Origin of the sequence: Plantibacter sp. CFBP 8775 (assembly GCF_014839505.1) — a bacterium.
GTDB classification, from domain to species: domain Bacteria; phylum Actinomycetota; class Actinomycetes; order Actinomycetales; family Microbacteriaceae; genus Plantibacter; species Plantibacter auratus.
Genome location: NZ_JACYNV010000001.1, coordinates 2,474,528 through 2,491,193 on the forward strand (window position 1 = coordinate 2,474,528; position 16,666 = coordinate 2,491,193).

General features: G+C 69.4%; 17 protein-coding genes and 1 tRNA gene. 9 read left to right on the top strand and 9 right to left on the bottom strand.

The window, feature by feature from the left end; all coding sequences use genetic code 11:
* Positions 1–52 precede the first annotated feature (52 nt).
* The 3 genes from IFR14_RS11650 to IFR14_RS11660 are packed head-to-tail and all read right to left on the bottom strand — an operon-like array spanning position 53 to position 1,427.
* Positions 53–901: an SURF1 family cytochrome oxidase biogenesis protein gene (locus IFR14_RS11650; RefSeq protein WP_137241655.1), complete on the bottom strand. Its 849-nt coding sequence runs from the start codon at positions 899–901 to the stop codon at positions 53–55.
* Entirely contained in the window at positions 898–1,122 is a 225-nt protein-coding gene (locus tag IFR14_RS11655; protein ID WP_079705968.1) for a hypothetical protein, read from the bottom strand. The genes IFR14_RS11650 and IFR14_RS11655 overlap by 4 nt, the downstream gene beginning before the upstream one ends.
* A complete protein-coding gene (locus tag IFR14_RS11660; protein ID WP_085510920.1) occupies positions 1,119–1,427 on the bottom strand; it encodes a DUF3099 domain-containing protein in 309 nt (102 codons plus the stop codon). The genes IFR14_RS11655 and IFR14_RS11660 overlap by 4 nt, the downstream gene beginning before the upstream one ends.
* A gap of 161 nt (positions 1,428–1,588) precedes the next feature.
* Here IFR14_RS11660 and fabG point away from each other — a divergent pair, with 161 nt between their 5' ends.
* Entirely contained in the window at positions 1,589–2,299 is a 711-nt protein-coding gene (gene fabG / locus IFR14_RS11665; protein ID WP_079705970.1) for a 3-oxoacyl-ACP reductase FabG, read from the top strand.
* Positions 2,300–2,357: 58 nt separating this feature from the next.
* On the opposite strand, the gene serB is transcribed toward fabG, so the two are convergent.
* Positions 2,358–3,053 (bottom strand): phosphoserine phosphatase SerB, encoded by a 696-nt coding sequence (gene serB / locus IFR14_RS11670; RefSeq protein WP_191941118.1) that lies wholly within the window; start codon positions 3,051–3,053, stop codon positions 2,358–2,360.
* Positions 3,050–4,294, bottom strand: coding sequence for a glucose-1-phosphate adenylyltransferase (locus IFR14_RS11675; protein WP_064296946.1), 1,245 nt, complete (start codon positions 4,292–4,294; stop codon positions 3,050–3,052). The genes serB and IFR14_RS11675 overlap by 4 nt, the downstream gene beginning before the upstream one ends.
* 45 nt (positions 4,295–4,339) lie before the next feature.
* Here IFR14_RS11675 and glgA point away from each other — a divergent pair, with 45 nt between their 5' ends.
* The 3 genes from glgA (at position 4,340) to IFR14_RS11690 (ending at position 6,803) form a co-directional block, all read left to right on the top strand.
* Positions 4,340–5,521: a glycogen synthase gene (glgA, locus tag IFR14_RS11680; RefSeq protein WP_191941119.1), complete on the top strand. Its 1,182-nt coding sequence runs from the start codon at positions 4,340–4,342 to the stop codon at positions 5,519–5,521.
* Between the two features lie 63 nt (positions 5,522–5,584).
* Positions 5,585–6,397 (top strand): ABC transporter ATP-binding protein, encoded by an 813-nt coding sequence (locus tag IFR14_RS11685; protein ID WP_085510924.1) that lies wholly within the window; start codon positions 5,585–5,587, stop codon positions 6,395–6,397.
* A gap of 157 nt (positions 6,398–6,554) precedes the next feature.
* Complete coding sequence (locus tag IFR14_RS11690) at positions 6,555–6,803, top strand: type B 50S ribosomal protein L31 (RefSeq protein WP_056005588.1); 249 nt, start codon at positions 6,555–6,557, stop codon at positions 6,801–6,803.
* Positions 6,804–6,875: 72 nt separating this feature from the next.
* On the opposite strand, the gene IFR14_RS11695 is transcribed toward IFR14_RS11690, so the two are convergent.
* The gene (locus tag IFR14_RS11695) at positions 6,876–7,649 is read right to left on the bottom strand and encodes an exonuclease domain-containing protein (RefSeq protein ID WP_191941120.1); all 774 of its coding nucleotides are present in this window, start codon (positions 7,647–7,649) and stop codon (positions 6,876–6,878) included.
* Positions 7,650–7,753: 104 nt separating this feature from the next.
* On the opposite strand from IFR14_RS11695, the gene IFR14_RS11700 reads away from it, so the two are divergent.
* Positions 7,754–8,656 (top strand): alpha/beta fold hydrolase, encoded by a 903-nt coding sequence (locus tag IFR14_RS11700; RefSeq protein ID WP_137241650.1) that lies wholly within the window; start codon positions 7,754–7,756, stop codon positions 8,654–8,656.
* A 4-nt stretch (positions 8,657–8,660) separates the two neighbouring features.
* On the opposite strand, the gene IFR14_RS11705 is transcribed toward IFR14_RS11700, so the two are convergent.
* Positions 8,661–9,563 (bottom strand): Sir2 family NAD-dependent protein deacetylase, encoded by a 903-nt coding sequence (locus tag IFR14_RS11705; protein ID WP_079705976.1) that lies wholly within the window; start codon positions 9,561–9,563, stop codon positions 8,661–8,663.
* A 138-nt stretch (positions 9,564–9,701) separates the two neighbouring features.
* On the opposite strand from IFR14_RS11705, the gene IFR14_RS11710 reads away from it, so the two are divergent.
* Together IFR14_RS11710 and IFR14_RS11715 are read left to right on the top strand one after the other, a co-directional pair.
* The gene (locus IFR14_RS11710; protein ID WP_191941121.1) at positions 9,702–10,505 is read left to right on the top strand and encodes a TrmH family RNA methyltransferase; all 804 of its coding nucleotides are present in this window, start codon (positions 9,702–9,704) and stop codon (positions 10,503–10,505) included.
* A gap of 84 nt (positions 10,506–10,589) precedes the next feature.
* On the top strand, positions 10,590–11,834 hold the full coding sequence (locus IFR14_RS11715) for a D-alanyl-D-alanine carboxypeptidase (protein WP_191941122.1): 1,245 nt from the start codon (positions 10,590–10,592) through the stop codon (positions 11,832–11,834).
* Positions 11,835–11,873: 39 nt separating this feature from the next.
* Here the strand turns inward: IFR14_RS11715 and IFR14_RS11720 are convergent, their stop codons facing one another.
* Complete coding sequence (locus IFR14_RS11720) at positions 11,874–12,683, bottom strand: SGNH/GDSL hydrolase family protein (protein WP_079705978.1); 810 nt, start codon at positions 12,681–12,683, stop codon at positions 11,874–11,876.
* A gap of 148 nt (positions 12,684–12,831) precedes the next feature.
* Here IFR14_RS11720 and IFR14_RS11725 point away from each other — a divergent pair, with 148 nt between their 5' ends.
* Complete coding sequence (locus IFR14_RS11725) at positions 12,832–14,649, top strand: DEAD/DEAH box helicase (protein ID WP_240043850.1); 1,818 nt, start codon at positions 12,832–12,834, stop codon at positions 14,647–14,649.
* 343 nt (positions 14,650–14,992) lie between these two features.
* Here IFR14_RS11725 and IFR14_RS11730 read toward each other — a convergent pair.
* Positions 14,993–15,076 (bottom strand) — tRNA-Leu (locus tag IFR14_RS11730).
* 176 nt (positions 15,077–15,252) lie between these two features.
* Here IFR14_RS11730 and IFR14_RS11735 point away from each other — a divergent pair.
* Positions 15,253–16,572 (top strand): M20/M25/M40 family metallo-hydrolase, encoded by a 1,320-nt coding sequence (locus IFR14_RS11735; protein ID WP_086473246.1) that lies wholly within the window; start codon positions 15,253–15,255, stop codon positions 16,570–16,572.
* Positions 16,573–16,666 lie beyond the last annotated feature (94 nt).

A 16,666-nucleotide genomic window follows, 5' to 3' on the forward strand; every position in this document is an offset into this window, starting at 1 on the left:
GAGCATCACGGGCCGGGTATGCCCCGTCCGTCGACGGCTCGGGGCAGTCGGGTCAGCGACTCGCTTCGAGGATCTCATCCTCGATGTCGGCGTCGGACCGTGCCTTCGCGGCGAGCCGTTCGGCGCGCGCAGCCGCACGCCGTTGCTCCTTCGGGTCGTCGGAGTTCAGGATGCGGTACTCCTGACGGATGGCATAGGCGAGGAAGATGAAGCCCATCAGCGCGAAGACCACCCATTGCAGCGCGTACGAGAGGTGCATCCCCTCGTTCGGCTCGGGCTTGATCGGACCAAGCGGTGCCGCCTCGGCAGGCGCCGGGCTCTCCGAGAGGAGCATGCCGTACGCACCGGAGTAGAGCGTCTCGCCGCGGAGTTCGGCGATCTGCGGGAGGTTGATCGTGGCCACCTGGCCGTCGGCGGCCCCGCGGCCCGGGAGCGTCGGTTCGCCGGGTCGGATGCGGACGACGACCGAGACCTCACCGCTCGGAGGCGCCGGGATCGATTCGGGTGCTTCGAGTGAATCGTTCGCAGCGACCCAGCCACGGTCGACGATGAACACGTCTCCGTTGGCAAGTCGGAGCGGCGTGAGGACGTTGAAGCCCGCCTGGTTGTTCCGGGGACGGTTCCGCACCAGCAGCTGTTCGTCAGGCAGGTAGGTACCGCTCATCGACACCGGGTGCCATTCGTCGGCCACGCTGAAGGAGTCGAGCGACGGCAGCGCTTCGTCGAGCGGGATCGGGGTCGCGTCCCAGTTGGTCTCGATGCGCTGGACCTCCTCCTCCTTCTCGCTCGCCCGGGCGAGCTGCCAGTTGGAGAGGAGGACGCACACGATCGCGAACACGATCGCCACGCCGAGGTAGCCGAGCCAACGGCGGCTGAAGGCGAACCGCCACCCCGCGCTCATGAGCCGACCGCCGACGCCAGCGGACGCCGCTCGAGCGGGAAGGAGCGGGCTTCGAGGAAGGCCTCCAAGAAGTCGACGTGTTCGTCGCAGGCGGTCCAGACCTTCACGCGGTCCTCCGCGTGGATCTTCGGATTGCGCCACTCGATCCGCCAGCTCGCCGCCGCGCGGCAGCCGGCCCGGGAGCAGATCACGCCGTCGGGCTCGGCACCGAACCCGATCATGCCTGGTCGGCCGGACGAGGCGGAACCGAGTCGTCGACGATGGTCGGCCGCTGGGACACGACGACACCGGTGGGGCGCTCGATGGCCCCCTGCGACGGCAGCGACCCGGCGTTCGCGATGATCACGGCGACGTACGGCAGGAAGATGGCGCCGGCTGCCACCGCGAACATCCAGCCGCCCTGGACGAACGGGAGCGCAGCGAGGCAAAGCAACCGGACACCCATGGTGATCGAGTACTTGATGAGCCGCTGCCGGCGCTCCTGTTCGGGAGCCGGTGGGAGGGAGGTGATGCTCTGCTGCTTCATGCCATGACCAGCCTACGCGCTCGGCGGGTGGGCGAAGCCCCCAAATCACCGGGAGAAAGGGAGTACCCCCATATGCTGGTACGGGTCCGCGGCCGGAACGCCGCGCGCCCCGACGGCCGCCGCACGAGTCGGCCGGTATCGCCGCAGGAGAGGAATCGACCATGACCGCACCACGCACCGTACTCGTCACCGGAGGCAACCGGGGGATCGGCTTCGCCATCGCCGAGGAGTTCGTCGCGCAGGGTCACCGCGTCGCCGTCACCGCACGATCCGGCGAGGGCCCCGCCGGCACGTTGACGGTCCGCGCGGACGTCACCGACGCCGCCTCCGTCGACGCGGCGTTCACCGAGATCGAGTCGGAGCTCGGGCCGGTCGAGGTGCTCGTCGCGAACGCGGGCATCACGAAGGACACCCTGCTCATGCGGATGAGCGAGGACGACTTCGACCAGGTGGTCGACACGAACCTCGGCGGCTCCTTCCGCGTCGTCAAGCGCGCGTCCAAGGGCATGCTCAAGGCACGCTTCGGGCGCATCGTGCTCATCTCCAGCGTCGTGGGTCTCTACGGGTCCGCCGGACAGGTCAACTACGCGGCCTCGAAGAGCGGGCTCATCGGCATGGCACGATCCATCACCCGCGAGCTCGGTGCACGCGGGATCACGGCGAACGTGATCGCCCCGGGGTTCATCGAGACCGACATGACCGCCGAACTGCCCGCCGAGACCCAGGCCGAGTACAAGAAGAGCATCCCGGCAGCGCGTTTCGCGAGTGCGAACGAGGTCGCGAAGGTCGTCACGTGGATCGCCGGTGACGACGCGGGCTACATCTCCGGCGCCGTGATCCCGGTCGACGGCGGCCTCGGCATGGGTCACTGACCCGGGCAGCACCGCACCGAGCAGAACCCGACCTCGGGCGCTGACACCGACGCGCGGATCAGAGCCCGAGGAGCGGGAGGACGCCGGCGAGGTCGACCCGCCCGGCGACGAGGTCGGCATGGCGGCGGACGATCGGCTTCGCGTTGAACGCGACCGAGAGCCCGGCGACGGCCATCATCTCGAGGTCGTTGGCTCCGTCGCCGATCGCGATCGTCCGTGCCAACGGCACGCCGTCCTCATCGGCCCACTCCTGCAGTGCGGCCGCCTTCGCCGCCGCGTCGATGATGGGACCGCTGAGGCCTCCCGTCAACCGACCGTCGGCGGTCTCGAGGCGGTTCGCCCGCACATGGTCGAGGCCGAGTGCCTCGGCGAGCGGGTCGAGCAGTTCATGGAACCCGCCCGACACAACACCGATCCGCGACCCGTGCGCATGCAGCCGGCCGATCAGCGTCTCCAGGCCGGCCGTCGTCCGGATCCGTTCGGCGATCACCGGGATCCGGTCGACGGGCAGGCCCGCGAGCGTCGCGACCCGGGCCCGGAGGCTGTCGGCGAAGTCGAGGTCACCGCGCATGGCGCGCTCGGTGATGGCGGCGACCTCGGGGAGGCTGCCGACCTCCTCGGCGAGCAGCTCGATCACCTCGTTCTCGATGAGTGTCGAGTCGGCGTCGAGGACCGCGAGGAACCGGACGCCTCGTCCGGCCTGTGGGGGGAGTGCTGCCTCGGGATCCGCCACTGCCGAACGCTCGGTACTCATGGAACGACGCGTACTCCCTTGCCAACCACGGTGAGACCGGATTCGGTGACCGTGAAGCCGCGAGCGCGGTCACGGTCGTGGTCGACACCGACGCTCGCGCCGGAGGTGACCACCACATCCTTGTCCAGGATAGCCCGCTTGACGACGGCGTCCGGTTCGATGTGGACCTTGTCGAACACGACTGAGTCGGAGACGTGGGCGCCGGATTCCACGAGCGCCCACGGCCCGAGGACACTGCGCTCGATGTGGGCACCGGACAGCAGCGAACCGAGCGAGACGATCGAGTCGATGGTCTGGCCGAGATTGCCCTTCGCGTCCCGCACGAACTTCGCCGGCGGCGAGTTCAGCTGCGAACTGAAGATCGGCCAGTCGCGGTTGTACAGGTTGAAGATCGGGAGCGTCGAGATGAGGTCCTGGTGGGCCTCGTAGAACGACTCGATCGTCCCCACGTCGCGCCAGTAGTAGCGATCGCGATCCGTCGATCCGGGTACATCGTTCCGCTGGAGGTCGTAGACGCCGGCCTCGCCGCGATCGACGAAGTACGGGACGATGTCGCCACCCATGTCGTGGTTCGAGCTCGTCACCTCGCCGTCGTCGATGACCGCCTGCATGAGGGCGTCGGCGTCGAAGACGTAGTTGCCCATCGAGGCGAGCACTTCACCGGGGGAGTCGGGCAGGCCCGGCGCGTCGAGCGGCTTCTCGAGGAAGCGGGCGATGGTCGTCGGGTCGTCTGCGTCGACGTCGATGACGCCGAACTGGTCGGCGAGGGAGATGGGCTGACGGATCGCGGCGACCGTCGCCTTCTTGCCCGAGGCGATGTGCGCCTCGATCATCTGCGCGAAGTCCATGCGGTAGACGTGGTCGGCGCCGACGACCACGACGATGTCGGGCTTCTCGTCGCGGATCAGGTTGAGGCTCTGCAGGATCGCGTCGGCGGATCCGCTGAACCAGCGCTTCCCGAGCCGCTGCTGCGCCGGCACGGACGCGACATAGGAGTCGAGCAGGCCGGACAACCGCCAGGTCTGCGAGACGTGGCGGTCGAGGCTGTGGGACTTGTACTGGGTGAGGACGACGATCTGGGTGAGTCCGGAGTTGATGAGGTTCGACAGCGCGAAATCGATCAGGCGGTACTGCCCGCCGAACGGTACGGCCGGTTTCGCGCGGTCTGCGGTCAGCGGCATCAACCGCTTCCCTTCCCCACCAGCGAGGACGATTCCGAAGATCTTCTTTGAGGCGGCCATGGCTTCACAATAGATGCCGGACGAGACCTGTACTAGCGTCTAGACATGCGAGTTGATCTTGTGACAAAGGAGTACCCGCCGGAGATCTACGGCGGCGCAGGCGTCCACGTGTCGGAGCTGGTGAAATCCCTCCGCAGCGACATCGACGTGACCGTGCGCTGCTTCGGCGCGCCACGCGACGAGGCCGACACCGTCGCGTACGGTGTCCCGGCCGAGCTCCAGGGGGCGAACGGCGCCCTCACGACCCTCGGGACGGACCTCATGATCGCCCAGGACGTCGCCGGGGCCGACCTCGTGCACTCGCACACCTGGTACGCGAACGGTGCCGGTCACCTCGCGTCGCTGCTGCATGGCATCCCGCACGTCGTGACCGCGCACAGTCTGGAGCCGCTCCGCCCGTGGAAGGCCGAGCAGCTCGGCGGTGGGTACCGCGTGTCCAGCTGGATCGAGCAGTCCGCCTACGAAGGCGCCGCGGCCGTCGTGGCGGTCAGCGACGGCATGCGTCGCGACATCCTGCGGTCGTACCCGAGCCTCGACCCGGCCAAGGTGCAGGTCATCTACAACGGCATCGACCTGACCGACTGGCAGCCACGCGTGGACGACGAGCTGCTGCGGTCCCTCGGCATCGACCCGTCCCGTCCCTCCGTCGTCTTCGTCGGTCGGATCACCCGTCAGAAGGGGTTGCCGTACCTGCTCCGCGCGGCCCGATTGCTGCCGCCCGACGTGCAGCTCATCCTGTGTGCCGGCGCTCCCGACACCCCGGAGATCCTCGCCGAGGTCAAGGCGCTCGTCGAGGAGCTGCAGCGCGAGCGCACCGGGGTCGTGTGGATCGAACGACTGCTCCCGCGTCACGAGCTGTGCACCGTCCTCACCGCCGCCACGACCTTCGTGTGCCCGTCGATCTACGAGCCGCTCGGCATCGTCAACCTCGAGGCGATGGCCTGCGGTGCCGCCGTGGTCGGGACGGGGACCGGCGGCATCCCGGAGGTCGTGCAGGACGGCGTGACCGGCAGGATCGTCCCGCTCGCGCAGGCGTCCGACGGCACCGGCACCCCGCTCGACCCGGAGCGTTTCGTCGCCGACCTCGCCGCCACCCTCACCGAGGTCGTCCAGGATCCCGCCCAGGCGAGGGCCTACGGGGCCGCTGGTCGCCGACGCGCGGAGTCCGACTTCAGCTGGTCGCGCATCGCCACCCAGACGGCGGAGCTGTACCGCAGCCTGGTCTGAACCACCTGCGGGCACCTCGGAGGACGGCGACGCGCGACGAGTCTTGGCGGATAGGCTAGGACCATGCCGAGCGTGTTGCAGTTCTCCGATGTGTCCGTCGTCCGCAATCTCAACCCCATCCTCGATGGCGTCGACTGGACGGTGACGGGCGACCAGCGATGGATCGTCCTCGGCCCGAACGGCGCCGGCAAGACGACGCTCCTGCAGCTCGCGGCGACGCTCATCCACCCCTCGAAGGGCACGGTCTCCGTGCTCGACGAGACGCTCGGCCGGGTCGACGTCTTCGAACTGCGCCCACGCATCGGCTTCGCGTCCTCCGCCCTCGCGAAGCGGGTGCCGCCGGAGGAGACCGTCCTGGACGTCGTGCTCACGGCGGCCTACTCGGTCACCGGGCGCTGGGTCGAGCAGTACGAGGACATCGACGTGAAGCGCGCGTCGCGGGTCCTCGCCGAATGGAAGCTCGACCACCTCGCCGACCGCCGCTTCGGCACTCTGAGCGACGGCGAGCAGAAGCGCGTGCAGATCGCGCGGGCCATCATGACCGACCCCGAACTCCTCCTGCTCGACGAGCCGGCCGCGAGCCTCGACCTCGGCACGCGCGAGGAGCTCGTCGAACTACTCGGCGGCTACGCGAGCGCCGACGACTCGCCGGCGATCATCATGGTGACCCATCACGTCGAGGAGATCCCCGTCGGCTTCACCCACGTCCTGCTCGTTCGCGACGGCGGCATCGTCGCCGCCGGCCCGATCGCCGAGACACTCACGGCCGAGCACCTCAGCGAGACCTTCGACCTCCCGATCGAGCTGAGCGAGGAGGACGGCCGGTTCCACGCCCGCTCCGTCCGCGCCGGACGCTCGGCCGTCGCCCCCTCCTGACGGCCACGCCTCGGCGAGTCGTCCTCGGCTGGCGAGCAGACGCGCGCCGAGTCTGGTAAAGTCGACCTTTGGCTCGCGGAGCCAAGAGCTTTCTGCCTCGTGCCTGGAGTTCCGAGCGCGGGTACTACCCACACCATCCACTCAACAAGGACTGCTGATGAAATCTGACATCCACCCCACGTACGAAGCCGTCGTCTTCCGCGACCTCGCCTCCGGCGCGACGTTCCTCACGCGCTCGACGGTCTCGTCGGGCAAGACGATCGACCTCGACGGCGTCACCTACCCGGTGATCGACGTGGAGATCTCGTCCGAGTCGCACCCGTTCTACACGGGCAAGCAGCGCATCATGGACTCCGCCGGTCGCGTCGAGAAGTTCAACCAGCGCTTCAAGGGCTTCGGCAAGTAGTCCTTCAGCTGGAATACACGAACGCCCCGATCCTCGGATCGGGGCGTTCGTCGTCGTGGCGAGCCGTACAGCTCAGATGCCGATGGGCAGCTGGTCCGCTGGGACGATGATCGGCGCCTCGGGTCGGGCGGCAGGGCGTCCCGTGCGGATGGGCCAAGCACCGTCGGCGACGAACTCGGGATCGCGCACGCGGCGCATGTAGGACTGGAAGCTCTCCGCCTGCTCGAGCGACCAGGTCCGCTGGGCCTCGTGCAACTCGTCGACGCTCGTCGGCAGGGCGTCGGCATGAAGCCGACCGATGGCTTGAGCGACGCGTCCGGCGGCGACGGCGTCCACCCCCGCGTCATGCGCACCCTCGAGCGGAACGCCGTGTAGGGCGGCGACGACCTCGAGCGTCCGCTTGCCGCGCCGGAAGGTGTCGAGCCGCCGGTCGAGGATCAGCGGGTCGACGACGGGGGACGGGTCGGCGATCGACGTCACCCCGTGTCGCTCCGCCTCGAAGTGCAGGAGGGAGAAGTCGTACGGAGCGTTGTAGGCGACCACCGGGGTCCGCGCGGCGAACAGCTCGGTGAGGACGGCGACGATCTCTCCGACGACGGCCGGCGCCGGACGCCCCTCCGCCCGGGCCCGCTCCGTCGTGACGCCGTGGATCTCGGCGGCGCGAGCGGGGATCTCGACCCCGGGATCGGCCATCCACGACCACGAACGTTCGACCGAACCGTCCGCGGTGATGACACCGACGAAGGCGGTCACGATGCGACTCGTCTCCACCTCGATGCCCGTCGTCTCGAGATCGAAGACCGCCAGGCGGTCCGTCCAGTGGGGATTCGCATCGACCGTGTTCACGCCTTCACCCTATGACGCACCTCCGACAGGGTCCTGTGCCACGCCGGGGCGGCACGGTCCGCGTCGTCGGGTGAACGCGGAGCCGGACTGCCTAGACTGAGTGGATGCCCGTCGAATCACCGTACGCCGACCAGCTCGACCGCATCCCCGTCCGGGAGCGCTCGCTCATCGTGGACGGAGCCGAGACCCGGTTCTGGGACTACGGCGACCACGAGGCGTCGACGACGATCGTCATGGTGCACGGGTTCCGGGGTGACCACCACGGCCTCGAACCGGTCGTCGCGCAGCTCTCCGGGTTCCGGATCATCGCTCCGGACCTCCCCGGCTTCGGCAGCTCGGCTCCCTTCCCGGAGGCCACCCACTCCGTCGAGGGGTACGCCGCCTGGCTGGGACGGTTCATCGAGGAACTGCACCTGACCGGCCGTGTCGTCCTGCTCGGGCACTCGTTCGGCTCGATCGTGTCGAGCGCCGCCGTCGCCGGGGGACTCCGACCGGATGACCTCATCCTCGTGAACCCGATCGCCGCCCCGGCGCTCCAGGGTCCTCGAGGTGTCCTGACGAGGCTCGCGGTCTTCTACTACTGGTCGTCCGCGAAGCTCCCGAAACGCCTGGGATTCGCCTTCCTCCGGAACAAGGGTGTCGTGCGCATCATGAGCGTCGCGATGTCGAAGACGAAGGACCCGACGCTCCGTCGGTGGATCCACGCCCAGCACGACCAGTACTTCAGCGCCTTCGCCGACCGGGAGGTCGTCCTCGAGTCGTTCACCGCCTCGGTCAGCCACGACGTCAGCGAGTACGCCGACCGGATCCCGAGCCGCACGCTGCTCATCGCCGCCGAGCGTGACGACATCACGCCCGTGGCCGCGCAGTACGCGCTCGCGAAGCGGTTCGCCGACGCGCAGCTGCACGTCATCCCGGGCGTCGGACACCTCATCCACTACGAGGAGCCGCACGACGCGGCGCAGCGCCTCACCGCGTTCCTCGCGGACGACCGCACCGACGCCTGAGGCGTCAGGCGTCGGTCGCCTCCTGCGAGACGACGCTCGTGAAGGCGGACGGGACCAGGCGAGCGGCGATCCCGGTGAGCGTCTCACTGGCACCAGCGTCGAGCTTCACGTCCGCGCGGCCGTCCGCCTTCGTGACGCCGCGGTTGATGACGACGATCGGCAACCGCTTCCGGCGGGCGAGTTCGAGGAGCCGGATCCCCGAGTTGACCACGAGGGAGGAGCCGGCGATCACGAGTGCGTCGGCGCCGCGCACGAGTGCTGCCGCCTCGGCGTACTTCTCCGTCGGGATGAACTCGCCGAAGAAGACCACGTCCGGCTTCAACATGCCACCGCAGACCGTGCACACGGGGACGACGATCTCGTCCACGCGCCCGACCTCGGCATCGCCGTCCGGGTTGATCGTCACGTCCGTCTCGGTGTCGAGCCACGGGTTCAGGTCCGTCATGCGCTCCGCGATGCTCGACCTGGCGTAACTCTGCCCGCAGGAGAGACAGCTGACGCGGTCCATCGACCCGTGCAGGTCGACGACGCGGCGCGAGCCGGCCCTGACGTGGAGGCCGTCGACGTTCTGCGTGATGACGCCGTCGGCGATGCCTGCCTCCTCGAGGAGCGCGATGGCCCGGTGGCCGGCGTTCGGGCGAGCACCGTCGAACCGCTTCCACCCGAGGTGGCTGCCGGCCCAGTAGCGTTTGCGCGCGGCGTCGTCGTTGGACAGGAACTGGTCGACCGTCATGGGGGTCCGCACCGGAGCACCCTGGCCCCGGTAGTCGGGGATGCCGGAGTCCGTGCTCACGCCGGCCCCGGTGAGGAAGGCGACACGGCGGTCCGCGAGCAGCTCGATCGCCCGTTCGAGCCCGGCCTCGGCCGTCTCGTCAGCGGGATCCCCTGCTGCGATCAGCGTGCTCATGCCTGCTCCGTCCATCCGTCCGCGATGATCGGAGTGCTCCAGGCCATCGCTTCCCCTGAGTCTAAACGGCCTCGTTTTCGATCGTGTTCCCACTCTGGCAAGGTGGAGGTCGAACATCGCGTCGAGAGGACGTCTCCCATGCAGGTCATCAGGATCACCGATCTCGACGACGGACGACTCGACGACTACGCGCGACTGACGGACGTCGCCCTCCGCCGGGTGTCCGAACCCGCGGGTGGCCTGTACATCGCCGAGTCGACGAAGGTCATGGAACGTGCGCTGCGCGCCGGGCACCGACCGCGATCGGTCCTGCTGCAGGAGAAGTGGCTCGAGGACGTCTCGCCACTCCTCGAGGGCCACGACGTCCCGGTCTTCGTCGGCGAGCCCGCACTCCTCGAGCAGCTGACGGGCTTCCACCTGCACCGGGGAGCGCTCGCGGCGATGCACCGCCCACCGCTCGCCGACCCCGCCGAGCTCCTCGCCGACGCCCGCCGGGTGGTCATCCTCGAGGACATCGTCGACCACACCAATGTCGGCGCCATCTTCCGCTCCGTCGCCGGCCTCGGTGCCGACGCGGTCCTGATCACCCCGCGCTGCGCCGACCCGCTGTACCGTCGAAGCGTCCGCGTCAGCATGGGCACGGTCCTGCAGGTGCCGTGGACCCGCCTGCCGGAATGGGACGTCGCTTCCGGCGTCCTGCGGGATGCCGGCTTCGAGACGGCCGCCCTCGCCTTGGCCGACGACGCCGTGGACCTCGACACCTATGCTCGAACCGCGCCGGAACGGCTCGCCATCGTGCTCGGCGCCGAGGGCGACGGTCTGAGCGCCTCGGCCCTCGCCGCCGCCGACACGATCGTGACCATCCCGATGCTCCACGGCGTCGACTCGCTGAACGTCGCGTCGGCCAGTGCCGTCGCCCTCTGGGAGCTCCGGGTCCGCTGACCACGGTCCCACGCTGCTCGAGGACGCCCGGTCGGCGGCACGTCGCGACAGGGTACGCGCAGGAGCGCCGGGTAGCATGACCGGGTGCCACTCACGAGACGACAGATCTACCGCCGCCGCCGTCTCGCCGTCTTCGGCGTCCTCGCCCTCCTCATCGGGCTGTTCGGCTACAGCGCTGGCGCGCTGCTCCGACCGGTGCCGGCCGCGGCCGCGACGCTCGAATCCAGCGACGCCCTCACCACCTCGCTCGTCCAGCAGACCACACCGGTCGCCTGGCCAGGGTTCGGTCGGGGCGCCATCGGTGCCGTCGGGTTCGACGGCGTCCTGAGTTCGAGTGGCGAGCAGACGCCGTTCCCCATCGCGAGCATCACGAAGACGATCACCTCCCTCGTCGTGCTGGAGGCCAAGCCGCTCGCCGCGGGGGATCAGGGCCCGTCCATCACGCTGACCGACGCCGACGTCGGGTTCTACTACGACACCATCGCGGAGAACGGTTCAGCGGCACCCGTCGTCGCCGGGTCGGTGTTCACCCAGCGGCAGATGCTCGAAGCACTGCTCCTCCCGTCGGCGAACAACTACAGCATCTCCCTCGCCGTCTGGGCCTTCGGTTCGGTCGACGCGTACCTCGACGCGGCGCGCGCTTGGCTCGATGCACGTGGGCTGACGGGAACGACCGTCACGAACACGAGCGGGCTGGGCGAGACGAACGTCAGCACCCCGAGCGACCTCGTGACCATCGGCAAGCTCGTGCTCGCCGACCCGGTGCTCTCGTCGATCGTCAAGGAGCCCACCGCGGTGCTGCCCGCCATCGGCGAGGTCGAGAACACGAACGCCCTCCTCGGCCAGTACGGGGTGACCGGCATGAAGACGGGGACCGACGACGCCTCCGGCGCCTGCCTGCTGTTCTCCGCCGACCTCCAGGTGGAGGGGCGGACGGTGACCGTCGTCGGCGTCATCCTCGGCGCCGACGACCACACCGTGCTCAACGAGGCCGTGGTCTCCCTGTTGCAGAGCGTGCCGGCCGGATTCCACCAGGTCCAGCTCGCCACCGCCGGGCAATCGGTCGGCTCGTACTCGACCGCATGGGATCAGGCCGCGAAGGTCGTCGTGGCGTCCGACGCCTCCGTGCTCGTCTGGCAGGACACCCCGATCACGGTCGAGAGCCGCGCCAGAGCCATCGACGCGGGTGCCGCCGGTTCGACGGTCGGGAAGCTCAGCTACACCGTGGGGGCGGGCGCGGAGGGCGGCGCGGCGACGATCGACGTCCCGCTGGCCCTCGACGCGGACGTCGCGCCGGTCACGCCCTGGTGGCGCCTGACCAACCCGTGACCGCAGCAGACGCCGGAGCCCGGGTGATCGGCCGGACGGTCAGACGTCGAGTTCCTGGTCCTGCGCTGCGACCGTGAGGAACGGGCCGGCGAGCGGTCGCTTGGCGGTGATGTGGTCGCCGGACGACTGGTGCCGCACCCGACGGAGCACCCACGGCACGAGGTACTCGCGCGCCCAGGCGAAGTCCTCGGTCCGGGCCTGACGCCAACGCCTGACGGGGAGCGGCTCCGGCTGCAGCGGCTTGAGGTCGTTCTCGACGTTCAGCGCGTGCAGGACGAGGCGGGCGACCTCGTGGTGGCCGAGCGCGTTCAGGTGTAGGCGGTCCGGTGCCCACATCCGCGGATCCTGGATCGCCTGGAGGGCCCACTGGTCGGCGATGATGCAGTCGTGTCGGGCGGCGATGGCCCGCAGGTTCTCGTTGTAGATCGCGACCTTGCCGCGGATGCTCCGGAAGACGGGGGAGAAGCCGACGTCCACGCCGGTGAACAGCACGACCGTCGCTCCGTCGCTCCGGAGTCGGATGATCGCCTGCTCGAGTCGTCTGGCGATGTCGTCGGGGTCGGTGCCGGGCCGGATCACGTCGTTGCCGCCCGCCGAGATCGTGATGAGGTCCGGGTGCAGCTCCAGGGCCGGCTCCACCTGGTCGTCGAGGATCTGCTGAGCGAGCTTGCCGCGCACCGCGAGGTTGGCGTAGGCGAAGTCCGAGTTCTGCGCGGCCAGCACCTCGGCGACGCGATCGGCCCATCCGCGGTGCCCGCCCGGCGCCCCCGGCTCGGGATCGCCGATCCCCTCCGTGAACGAGTCGCCGATGGCGACGTACCGCGACCAGGGATGGTGCTGTTCGGTCATGGGTGGTTCCTCCTGCTGTGCATCCGGAACCTCCAGCGTACGCCCGCCCCTCGGCTGGCGGATCAGTCGCGAGTCGGACATCCGGATGGGTGTCGGGGACGCACACGATGGTCGGCGGTGTCGGTGCGGCCGGGTACAGTGGTCTCCAGTGAACGCGGAAATCTCTTCGACCCAGCACCTGGGCGGGTCCGCAGCCGAACACCTCTCACCGGCCTTCCCGGAACGCGCAGCGTGGGGCACGGCGAGCAAACTTCGAGCCTGGCAGGCCGAGGCGCTCGAGCAGTACTTCACGACCGAACCCCGTGACTTCCTCGCGGCGGCGACACCGGGCGCAGGCAAGACGACGTTCGCGCTGCGGCTCGCCTCCGAACTCCTCCATCGCGGAACGATCGACCGCATCACGGTCGTCGCCCCGACCGATCATCTGAAGCGCCAGTGGGCCGAGGCCGCGAGCCGGGTCGGCATCCGCCTCGACCCGAACTTCGCGAACCGCGATCAGGTCTTCGGCCGCCACTACCACGGTGTCGCGGTCACCTACGCCCAGGTCGCGGCGAACCCGCCCGTGCATCAGCGCACGACCGATTCGGGTCGCACCCTCGTCATCCTCGACGAGGTCCACCACGGCGGCGACGCCCTGAGCTGGGGCGACGGCATCCACGAGGCCTTCTCGCGGGCGACTCGTCGCCTGTCCCTGACCGGGACCCCGTTCCGGTCAGACACGGCACCGATCCCGTTCGTGGTCTACCAGCCGGATCACCAGGGCATCCGGACCTCCGTCACCGACTACAACTACGGGTACGGTCGAGCACTCCAGGACGGGGTCGTCCGTCCGGTGCTCTTCATGGTCTACGCCGGCCACATGCGCTGGCGGACCAAGGCCGGCGACGAGATGGAGGCCCGCCTCGGCGAGGGCAACACGAAGGACATCACCTCCGCGGCCTGGCGCACCGCCCTCGACCCCCAGGGTGACTGGATCCCGGCGGTCCTGAAGTCCGCTGACCTCCGACTGTCCGAGGTCCGTCAAGCGGTCCCCGACGCCGGCGGACTCGTGATCGCCACCGACCAGACGACCGCGCGAGCCTACGCCGCCATCCTGCACGAGCTGACGGGGGAGCAGCCCACGATCGTCCTCTCCGACGAGAAGGAGGCCAGCGACCGGATCGCCGACTTCTCGGGGAACACCAAGCGCTGGATGGTCGCGGTCCGCATGGTGTCGGAAGGCGTGGACGTCCCACGACTCGCCGTCGGCGTCTACGCGACGTCGTCCGCCACGCCGCTGTTCTTCGCGCAGGCGATCGGGCGATTCGTCCGGGCACGTCGACGCGGCGAGATCGCCAGCATCTTCCTCCCGAACGTGCCGAACCTGATGGCCCTCGCTGAGAAACTCGAGCTCGAACGCGACCACGCACTCGACCGCCCGAGCGACCCGGACGCGGAGGGCGACCTCTTCAACCCGGAGGACGCGATGATGGCGGCCGCGGAGCGCGAGGACAAGGCTTCCGACTCACTCCTCGAGGAGTTCACCTGGCAGGCCGTCTCCTCGGACGCGCACTTCGACCGGGTGGTGTTCGACGGCGACGAGTTCGGCGAGCTCGCCCAGCCGGGCACCGAGGAGGAGTTCGACTTCATCGGGTTCCCCGGGCTCCTCGAGCCTGAACAGGTGCACGAGCTGCTCGTGCAGCGCCAGAGCCGCCAGGCCAAGCGCGGGGCGTTCGTCGACAAGAACGCCGCCTCGCCGAGTCCGCAGGCGGACATCCCCGCTCCGCTCTACCGCACCCTCAAGGAGCAGCGCCAGGTGCTCAACACCCTGGTCGGCCTCTACGCCAAGCACACGAAGGAGCCGCACGGACTCGTGCACGCCGAACTGCGACGCGTCTGCGGCGGCCCCGCCGTGGCACAGGCGAGCGTGACGCAGCTGCAGTCGCGCATCGACCTGCTCCGTCGGCGCCTGGGCCACGGGCACTGAGGACAGCGCTTCTTCTCGCGCGCGCGTTCTCCTGCATCGCGGTCAGCCCGCCGGAGCTGCCCTTCGACAGGCTCAGGGACCGGCGTGTTCCGGACGGAGCTCTCCCGGTCACTGAGCTTGTCGAAGTGCCCACGAGGGCCCCTGCTCCGACCACCCTTCGACAGGCTCAGGGACCGGCGGAGGATGCTCAGGGACCGGCGGTGCAGGCTCTGGGACCGGCGGAGGTGCGCCGGATTTCGCTCTGGCCGAAGACGATCTCGGGTGTCGGCGTGTCGTGGAGTCCGGCGGAAAAACAAGAACGGCCGGAGCTTTCGCTCCGGCCGTTCGCCGTCTCAACACGGTGTGCGCGAAGGGGGACTTGAACCCCCACGCCCGTAAGGGCACTAGCACCTCAAGCTAGCGCGTCTGCCATTTCCGCCACCCGCGCGTGTTGTGATCGTGTCCGGCTTTCGCTGGGCACGAGAAGAAACTCTAGCACGGATTTCGACAGCCGTTCACCACCTCGTACCGCCAGAGGATCTTCTCGACGGCTTCCGGCCGTGCGCCGACCGCGCAGAACGGGGGAGAGGTGCAGCGGTCAGGGCCGACGGGTAGCGTGGAACCATGACCTCCGGCTCAGACGCATCCGACCTCACGCTCGACGAGACCACGCGGATCGCGCGGGACCTCATCCGCATGGACACGACGAACTACGGTGAGGGCCGCTCCAACGGCGAGACGGAGGCCGCCGAATATGTCGAGGCGTACCTCCGCGACCTCGGTCTGGAGCCGGAGCTGATCGACGCCGCTCCGGGCCGGACCAGCGTGGTCGCGCGGGTCGCCGGTGCGAACCCCGAGAAGCCGGCGCTCGTCGTACACGGACACCTCGACGTGGTGCCCGCCGACCCTGCGAACTGGTCGGTGGACCCCTTCGGCGGCGAGATCAAGGACGGCCTGCTGTGGGGACGCGGGGCCGTCGACATGAAGAACATGGACGCGATGATCCTCGCGTCGCTCCGCGAGATCCTCGACAGCGGCCGCCGCCCGGAACGCGACCTCGTGATCGCGATGTTCTCGGACGAGGAGAACGGCGGTGTGTTCGGCTCGCACCACCTCGTGACGGAACGACCCGAGCTCTTCGCCGGCGCGACCGAGGCGATCAGCGAGGTCGGCGGGTACTCGATCACGTTCGGCGGACGCCGCTCCTACCTCCTCCAGACCTCGGAGAAGGCCCTCGTCTGGATCAAACTGGTCGCGACCGGACGAGCGGCCCACGGATCCCGCTACGTGCAGGACAACGCCGTCACCCGCCTCGCGGAAGCGGTGGCGGCCATCGGACGCACCGAGTGGCCCGTCCGACTCACCGACACCACCGAGCAGCTGCTCCGTGAGATCGCCACCATCCTCGGCACCACACCCGAACGGCTCGGCCCGGACGAGCTCGCCCTCGCGACGGGTACGGCCTCCGGCTTCATCCAGGCCTCGCTGCGCACGACGAGCAACCCGACCCTGCTGCAGGCCGGCTACAAGCACAACGTGATCCCCGATCGCGCCGAGGCGCTCGTCGACATCCGCACCCTGCCCGGCGAGGAGGACGCCGTGCTCGCGCGCGTCGCGGAGATCGTCGGTGAGGACATCGAGATCATCGTCATGCACCGCGACATCGGCCTCGAGACACCGTTCTCGGGTCCGCTCGTCGACGCGGTCGTCGAGACGCTCGGGCGCCACGACCCCGGCGCCCCGGTGCTCCCGTACATGCTCTCCGGCGGTACCGACAACAAGGCGCTGTCGCTCCTCGGCATCACCGGGTACGGCTTCGCTCCGCTGCGCCTGCCGGAACACCTGGACTTCCCCGCGATGTTCCACGGAGTCGACGAGCGCGTGCCGCTCGACGCGCTAGGGTTTGGCAAGCAGGTCCTCACGGACCTCCTCCTCGACTACTGACTTCCCACGGTCCGTCTTCGCGCCCTCCGAGCCGCGAGACGCTCCAGGAGCCGCCCCGCCGACGACTGCCGGATCCGGCCGAACACCAGCCATC